Source organism: Micromonospora sp. NPDC049580, assembly GCF_040675595.1.
In the GTDB taxonomy this organism is placed as follows: domain Bacteria; phylum Actinomycetota; class Actinomycetes; order Mycobacteriales; family Micromonosporaceae; genus Micromonospora.
Genome location: NZ_JBFAPG010000386.1, coordinates 1 through 6,124, shown reverse-complemented (window position 1 = coordinate 6,124; position 6,124 = coordinate 1). Strand labels below are relative to the sequence as shown.

Here is a 6,124-nt window from a genome sequence, read left to right as displayed (position 1 = left end):
GTGTCGGCCGCCGGGCGGTCAGGGCAGGTCGGCCACCGCTTCGGCGTACGCGACGCCGGTGGCGATCGCGGCGTCCACCAGCACCAGCAGCTGTGCCGGCGCCACCCCGTGGGCCAGGTCTGTCGCCACGTCCCCGGCGAGCACGATCTCCGTGTCGAGATCGTGCGCGTACGCCTTGGGCAGCAGCCGGTCGTGGTTCCAGGCGTTGCAGAAGGCGTACGCCTCGGCGCGGCGCGCGGTCGGCAGCCGGCGGGCGGCCATCGCCCGGGTGTGCAACACCTCGCCGCGTTCGCCGGCCCGACGGAACTGGATCACGGCCGCACCCCACCGGCCGACCACGGTGCCGCCGTCGTCGACCAGGTACCGGTCGCCGCGCCTGTCCAGCGTCGAGGTGATCATGTCGGTGGTGAGCGCCATCACCTCCCGCTCGGAGTCCGCCTCCGCGCCGGCCTCGTCCGCCCCAGCCTCGTGCGCGCCGGGCTTGTCCGCGCCAGCCTCGTGCGCGCCGGTTTCGTGCGCGCCGGCCTCGTCGCCAACCTCGTCGGCGGCCTCGTCGTCGGCGGGCAGCGGCGCTGCCGTCGCGGATGGGCGCTCGGCCAGCCAGGCCGCCATCCGGCCGGACTGGTGACCGGTGCCGTTGCGGGCGTCGAAGCTGCCCGCCAGGTCGGTGGCGAGGCCGAGCAGCAGCGCGCCCAGGGTGCCCACCTCCAGTTCGGTGGCCGGGCGATCGGCGTACGCCGGGCGGTGCACCGTCCGGTCACCCAGCCCCGCCTCCTCGGCCAGCCCGCAGACCAGCGCCCCGGCGGCGGCGAACTCCATCGCGGCGAGGTCGTCGGTGGGCCGGTCCAGTCGGGGCAGCTGCTCGGTCAGGACGGTCAGCCCGCGTTCCAGGTGCCCGCCGAGCGCGCAGAACCGCAAATGCGTGGCGAGGTACGGAAAGGCGGAGCGCTCGCGCCGGTGTCGCCGGTACGCCCGCACGTGCGCCGCCGCTGCCTGCTCTGGTTCGCCGAGCCGCAACAGCGGCAGCAGATCGGCGACCAGCGCCCGCTCGGGCTGGTCGGTGCACTCCTGAGCGTCGCCGTCGTACGCCCGCAGCTCACTGCGTGCGGCCTGCCACTCGCCCCAGCCGGCGAGCAGTTCCGCGCGTCGGGCCGGGGCGCAGCCGGGGCATCCACCGGCCGGGCCGGGACGCGTGCCCGCCCACCCCTGGAAGAAGCGGCGGGCGGTGGGTTCGTCGCCGAGGTGGTCGGCGATCCGGCAGCGCAGCTCGGCGACGGTCGGCGCGTCGGGGCCGTCCGCCCCCACCCGGTGGGCCAGGTCGTCCAGCAGGAGTCGGGTCTGGTCCAGCCCGACCCGAGGCGTGCCGAGCAGCGCCTCCACCGCGTAGCGCTGGTAGCGCGCCAGCAGCTCAGCCTCGGCGTCGGTGAGCAGCGCGGGCCACCGGTCGGCGGCGGCCCGGCAGCGTCGCAACGGCTCGACCAGCCGCCACCGCTCGCCGTGCAGCAGGTACGCCTCGATCAGGGCGAACCGGGCGTCCATCGCGGACCGGACGTCCCCGGCGGCGTCGGCCCGTTCGGCGACCCGTTCCAGGGCGACCAGCCGACCGGGCCCGTCGGGCAGGTCCCGGGCGTCGGCGAGCGCGGCCACCAGCGCCAGGACGCGCTGACCTGCGACCCGGCCATCGGAGGGGCCGTCCGCCCGGTCGGTGCGGCTGCCCGCCGCCTCCTCCCGCCCGGTCACGCCGACACCGCGCCGGGCAGCCGGCCGACGGCGACGGCGAGCTGGCAGCCGGCCGTGATGCCACAGTCGAGCAGTTGGTCGAGCTGGTGCGGTGTGACCCCGCGCTCCAGGTCGGTGATCACCTCACCGTAGATCCGGGCCTGACCGCCGTCGTCGACGTGCACGAACGCCTTCGGCCAGAGCCGGTCGTGGTTCCAGGCGTTGCAGAAGGCGTACAGGGCGGGCACCTGCTCGATCCCGAAGGCGGGCGCGACCATGGTGCGGACCTGGAGCAACTCGCCGTCCACCCCGAGACGCAGGAACCAGATCAGGTTGTCGTCGAAGCGACCCACGAGGTCACCGTTCACGGCGCGGCCGACCGTCCGGCCACGCGCGGCGAGCACCGCGGCGACCAGCTCGTCGGTCAACGGGCGCAACCTACCGGGGTGCCCGGCCAGCGGATCGTCCTCGAGTCTCGGCGACGCCATCGGGCATCCCTTCTGAGGCGGATATCACGACCGGCGGCGGGGTCAGTGCTGCGACGCGCGGACACGACCCGGAAAAGCGGCGATCTGCCCGGCCCCACCGTTACCGTGACTCTATGGCGGGCCGTACCTCTCAGGCGAGCCGGCGACGCGGCGCGTCGCCGCGCGGTGGCACCAACAGCCGTGCCCGTCAACCGGCGAAGAAGACCCGGGCGCCGGTACGGCGGCGCACCACACCCGCCCGCCCGGGGCCGGCCGTCTACGTTGGCCGCGCGATCGGTGCACTGTGGATGGGGCTGGCGCACGGGATGGGCTGGGCGGTGCGGGCCGCCGGCCGGCAGGCCGCCTCCGCCCGCGACCTCGACCCCGAGCACCGTCGCGACGGCGGCGGGCTGCTGCTGTTCGGGCTGGCCCTGCTCACCGCCGTCGCGCTCTGGTTCTCCGGGGCGGGTCCGGTGGGCGCGCGGCTGGCCGACACGATCCGGCTGTTCCTGGGCGCGATCTCCGTGGTGGTTCCGGTGCTGCTGATGATCGGGGCGTGGCGGCTGATGCGCCAGCCGGCCGATCCGGAGCACCGGGGCCGCGGGTTGATCGGGTGGGGCTCGCTGCTGGTGTCGACCGCCGCGCTGCTCCAGATCGGTCAGGACCCGACGAACACCGTGCAGCGTGACTACGCCGGTGGCCTGGTCGGCGCCGGCGTGGGCGGGTTGCTGGAGCGGGCGGTCACCGCGTGGGTGGCCGTACCGTTGCTGGTCCTGCTGTTGCTCTTCGGCCTGCTCGTGGTCACCGCGACGCCGATCAACAAGATTCCCGAGCGGCTGGGCCTGCTCGCCGGAGGGTTGATCGCGCCTCCGGAGGCCACCGAGGAGGACGACGAGCCGGTCGCGCGGCCCGCGCGCAAGCGTCCGGCGAAGCGGATGCCGCCACCGATCGACCCGGACGACTTCGATGATCTGGAGGGCGCCGACCTCCAGGAGACCATGGTCCTGCCGCGCAAGGCGCCGGCGAAGGTGCCGGCCAGCCGCAAGCCGGCCGAGCCGCCGGAGCACTCGCCCGCGCCCACCCGCGCCGAGCAGCTCGCGTTGACCGGTCTGTCCGGCGACTACACCCTGCCCCCGGCGAACATGCTCAGCGCCGGTGCCGCCGCGAAGACCCGCAGCAAGGCGAACGACGAGGTGATCGCCGCGCTGACCGGCGTCTTCGACCAGTTCGACGTGGACGCCGCGGTCACCGGCTTCACCCGGGGCCCGACTGTCACCCGCTACGAGGTGGAGCTGGGGCACGGGGTCAAGGTCGAGCGGATCACGCAGCTCTCCCGCAACATCGCGTACGCGGTGAAGTCGCCGGACGTACGGATCCTCAGCCCGATCCCGGGCAAGAGCGCGGTCGGCGTGGAGATCCCGAATACCGACCCGGAAAACGTGGCGCTCGGCGACGTGCTGCGCTCGCGGGCGGCGACCAGCGACCACCATCCGATGGTGGTGGCGCTCGGTAAGGACATCGAGGGCGGCTACGTGGTGGCCAACCTCGCCAAGATGCCGCACATCCTCATCGCCGGGGCCACCGGCGCGGGCAAGGCGCTGGCCCTGGACACGCCGATCCCGACACCTGACGGCTGGTCCACGATGGGCGACCTCCAGGTTGGCGGGAAGGTTTTCGACGAACACGGCCGTAGCTGCACCATCGTCGCTGCCACCCCAGTGATGTACGACCGCCCCTGTTACGAAGTGGAGTTCTCCGACGGCACGGTGATTGTCGCCGACGCGCAGCACCAATGGCAGACGACGACCAGAGCTGGCCGGACCCAGCGAACCCATCGTTGGAGGGACGGGGCCTACTGGTCGGCGGATGATCGGCACCGGCTGGCTACAAAGACCGACGAGGTGTTGGCAGAGCCTGATCGTTCGGTATCGACCGACGAGGTTGTCTCCGATGTCGGCCAGCAGTTTCGGAACGCGCTGTACAAGGTGGTGCGTGGGCTGCCGAAGGAGTTCGGCAATACCCTGACCAGCTATGTGCGGGGCGGACGCGAGGTGGCCCGCCGAGTTCCCGCCTATTCCCGCCACCGTCTTTATCAGGCGTTGAACGAACTCGTCGCTGATCCAGGCCGGTCGGGTCGGAGGCGCAGCTTCGACGACCGGCCAGTGACGACCGAAGAGATCGCAGCTTCGCTGCGGGTGGTCGGGCGTGGCGGGTCCTGGGCCAACCATGCGGTTGCGGTGTGTGGACCACTCGACTATCCGGAGCAGGATCTACCAATCGCTCCGTACACGATGGGTTGTTGGCTGGGTGATGGCACGACCGGCTCGGCCTCCTTCACCTGCGACGAGGATGAGTTACTGGACAACATTCGGCTTGACGGGTACGTGGTGACGAAACGCCCCTCCAGCCGGATGCATTACACGATCTCCAACAAACCAGAACGGGACGGGCGAATCGCCGAGGCTGTGAATCTGTTCGCTCAGGGTGTAAGCCTCGTTCGGGCGTCTCGGCAGGCCGGGGTCGGCCTTTCCGCTGTATGCCTGGCGGCTCGCGGTCGGGCCAGGGTTGCACGGCCGGGCCGCCGCGAGCCAGACTCTGCGCTCCGAGAGCAGTACCGGACGTTGCGGCACTTGTTCCGCGAGATCGGGACGAAACACATTCCTGCCAGCTACCTGCGCTCCTCGGAGGAGCAGCGGCGGGCTCTGCTGGCTGGTCTGTTGGACACGGACGGAACAATTTCCCCTCGGGGCGGAGTCGAGCTGGGGCTCACAAACCAACGTCTGGCACAGGATGCTCTAGAGCTGATCATCGGGCTCGGCTACCGGGCGACAATGACGACCAAGCGGGTGAAGGGCCGGAGCGAGTCGTCCTCCACCTTCTATCGAATTCACTTCACCCCGGCCGACAAGGTCTTCCGGCTGACACGCAAAGCGAGCCGCCAGGTGGTCGACGGGCGTGCCACGACTGCCCGTCGTTACATCGTGGATGTACGACCAATCGCCTCGGTGCCCGTCCGGTGCATCGAGGTCGACAGTCCGAGTCATCTGTACCTGGCCAGCCGCGCGTGCATCCCCACCCACAACTCCAGCTGCCTCAACACCCTGCTGGTGTCTGTCCTCACCCGGGCCACCCCGGACGAGGTGCGGCTGCTGCTGATCGACCCGAAGCGGGTCGAGATGACCGGCTACGAGGGCATCCCGCACCTGGTCACCCCGATCGTGACCAACGCCAAGAAGGCGGCCGACTCGCTGGACTGGGTGGTCCGCGAGATGGACATGCGCTACGACGACCTCGCCGCCAACGGGGTCCGGCACATCGACGACTTCAACCGCAAGGTCCGCAACGGCGAGATCAAGGCTCCGCCGGGCAGCGAACGGGAGATGCGTCCGTACCCGTACCTGTTGGTGATCGTGGACGAGCTGGCGGACCTGATGATGGTCGCGCCGCGCGACGTGGAGGACTCGGTCGTCCGGATCACCCAGCTGGCCCGGGCCGCCGGCATCCACCTGGTGCTGGCCACCCAGCGCCCCTCGGTCGACGTGGTGACCGGTCTGATCAAGGCGAACGTGCCGTCCCGGCTGGCGTTCGCCACGTCGTCCCTCGCCGACTCGCGGGTCATCCTGGACCAGCCCGGCGCGGAGAAGCTGCTCGGCCGCGGTGACGGTCTCTTCCTGCCGATGGGCGCCTCGAAGCCGGTCCGGATCCAGGGCGCCTGGGTCACCGAGCGCGAGATCGCCGACGTGGTGAAGTTCTGCAAGGACCAGCGCGAGCCCGACTTCCGTCCGGACGTACTGGCCCCCGCCCAGGAGAACAAGAAGAAGATCGACGAGGACATCGGCGACGACCTCGACCTGCTGGTGCAGGCGGTGGAGCTGGTGGTCACCTCGCAGTTCGGCTCCACCTCGATGCTCCAGCGCAAGCTGCGGGTCGGTTTCGCG

Annotated in this window: 3 protein-coding genes and 1 pseudogene; 2 read left to right on the top strand and 2 right to left on the bottom strand. The window is 71.3% G+C overall.

What is annotated here, in order from left to right:
- Positions 1 to 18 precede the first annotated feature (18 nt).
- Positions 19 to 1,656, bottom strand: a complete 1,638-nt coding sequence (locus AB0J68_RS24765; protein WP_363940604.1) for a YbjN domain-containing protein — start codon at positions 1,654 to 1,656, stop codon at positions 19 to 21.
- Between the two features lie 80 nt (positions 1,657 to 1,736).
- Positions 1,737 to 2,207 (bottom strand): YbjN domain-containing protein, encoded by a 471-nt coding sequence (locus tag AB0J68_RS24760; protein WP_354859200.1) that lies wholly within the window; start codon positions 2,205 to 2,207, stop codon positions 1,737 to 1,739.
- A gap of 113 nt (positions 2,208 to 2,320) precedes the next feature.
- On the opposite strand from AB0J68_RS24760, the pseudogene AB0J68_RS24755 reads away from it, so the two are divergent.
- Together AB0J68_RS24755 and AB0J68_RS24750 are read left to right on the top strand one after the other, a co-directional pair.
- Positions 2,321 to 3,799, top strand: a pseudogene (locus AB0J68_RS24755) (DNA translocase FtsK 4TM domain-containing protein); the annotation flags it as partial.
- Positions 3,785 to 6,124, top strand: a 2,340-nt coding sequence (locus AB0J68_RS24750; RefSeq protein ID WP_363940603.1) for an FtsK/SpoIIIE domain-containing protein, incomplete at its 3' end; no start/stop codon positions are given. The pseudogene AB0J68_RS24755 and the gene AB0J68_RS24750, both read left to right, overlap by 15 nt.